The organism is Parabacteroides sp. ZJ-118, from assembly GCF_011038785.1.
In the GTDB taxonomy this organism is placed as follows: domain Bacteria; phylum Bacteroidota; class Bacteroidia; order Bacteroidales; family Tannerellaceae; genus Parabacteroides.
Genome location: NZ_JAAKDT010000098.1, coordinates 1 through 1,793 on the forward strand (window position 1 = coordinate 1; position 1,793 = coordinate 1,793).

Below are 1,793 nucleotides of genomic sequence, written 5' to 3' on the forward strand. Positions count from 1 at the left end.
CACCTTTGCCCATGAAATATTCCTCCTTGCGTTTGGCTGCATGAGATTCCGCATCGCGCTGACGTGCATATCGTCTTTGACGTTGTTCTGCCGTCAATCCTTGTTCCTTGCCGTCGACTTTCCCTTTCTCGCCATGAATGAATCACAAATAATTCATTTTAATATAATTACAACCGGATTATCTTCTTCCGACAAATACCTAAGCTTTGATATTTCACTTGGATAATCTTTTTGTTCTGGATGTTTGTCAAACCACATTTTAATATCTTCTACAGAAGCAATCTGGACAAATTCACTTGTTGAAGTAGAACTAGAAGGTTGTAAAGGAATAAAATTATTCAAATCATCTTTAAGACCTTCCTCAAACGGACTTATTATTGTCACTCCTTTTTTCTTATCATAAATCGCATTATAGACCTCCACATCTTCTTTATGATAAAGATTTACAACAAAGCGCAACCATAAAACGTTTTCATTCTCAAATATATCCAAAGGATAGATAGTATTTTTATTTTTTGCATTATATCTTTCATCTCTTTCCCATTTTAGTGAGCCAAAGTCAAAACACTTCACGGGCTTCAATCCAGTTAGGCCAACTTCATAAATTGTATCATTAAATAATTCTCTAAAGTATAATTTTTTATCATGATGCCAAAATACTTGTTCTGAAGGTATAAATCCACTCTGTAATCCATCTTTATAGGTTATATTTATGACTTCTCTTTCTGTATTTGGTAAATTGAAAGTTTTTATATCTTGTATATTATCCATATGAGCTGACAATTTACTTTTATCATCCCCCATAGATGGAAAATAGGATACAACTGTGGTATCTTTATAAATATATATTCTATCTGGTTTATTTGCTGTTTCAGGTAGGTGCATAACTAGTTTTTCAGAATCGAAATAATCATAATTATCAACATCATAAAAACCATCTGTAAAATCTGGATCACTTTGATTTCCAATAAATATACCATCACAATTATAGATAATATTTCTACGATTCCCCTTGGGAAAATATATTTGCGATGAAGCTTCATTAAACCAACCTAAAAGACTTATGCTTCCTTCTGGATCATTACCAATATGACCAATATTACATATAAACTTACCTGTATTTTTATCAAATGTAGAACATTGTTTATCAGAGATTATGATAATTTTATCTTTGGCTAGGTATACATTTGGATTATTACCAATTAACGATTCTTCTGTTGTCTCTAATATTACATAACGAATATCATCAAAATAATCAGATGCAAAAATAGATGTAGCTTTATGATATGCATTTTCAATAGAGATTTTTTCTAAATCATCTGTGTTTTTATTGCATTTGCAAGAAAAAATAAATATACATATAAATAAAGCAGATAAATAAATAAAAACTTTCCCCCTCATAATGATATTGTTTTTAAATTGTTAATATAAAGAAATTTTTCTATCCCAACTTCCAAAAAAATAATGTGCACAATATGCTTCTTTAATTTTCTCATTAAATTTTTCATGACCATTTTTGTGGCATCATGCTAAATCCGAAACTTGAGTAAGTTATAAAATCAACATTGTGTCGAACAATAAAATAAATCGGTATCATGATTAGATAATCTACAGTTGACATATAATCTAACAATTGTTACATCCTGACTTTCTTGTTTCACCAACTTGGAAAAACCGGAGCAGACTGGGACAGTGCGCCGGAGGAGGCTGGGACACTTTTGATGCGGCAAAGTTAATGATTTTTTCTCAGACTATCTCCTTTCAGTTCAAAACGTATGGCAGAGTGCACCATC

1 protein-coding gene is annotated in these 1,793 nt (G+C 31.2%); it reads right to left on the reverse strand.

Features of this window, described 5'->3' with window-relative positions; genetic code table 11:
• Positions 1–153: 153 nt before the first annotated feature.
• Positions 154–1,401, reverse strand: a complete 1,248-nt coding sequence (locus tag G7Y39_RS13320; protein WP_241160069.1) for a DUF4934 domain-containing protein — start codon at positions 1,399–1,401, stop codon at positions 154–156.
• Between the last annotated feature and the right edge of the window lie 392 nt (positions 1,402–1,793).

Bases quoted from the DNA above. Each gene is read 5' to 3' on its own strand.
- G7Y39_RS13320 (WP_241160069.1), bottom strand. From the start codon at position 1,401: ATGAGGGGGAAAGTTTTTATTTATTTATCTGCTTTATTTATATGTATA.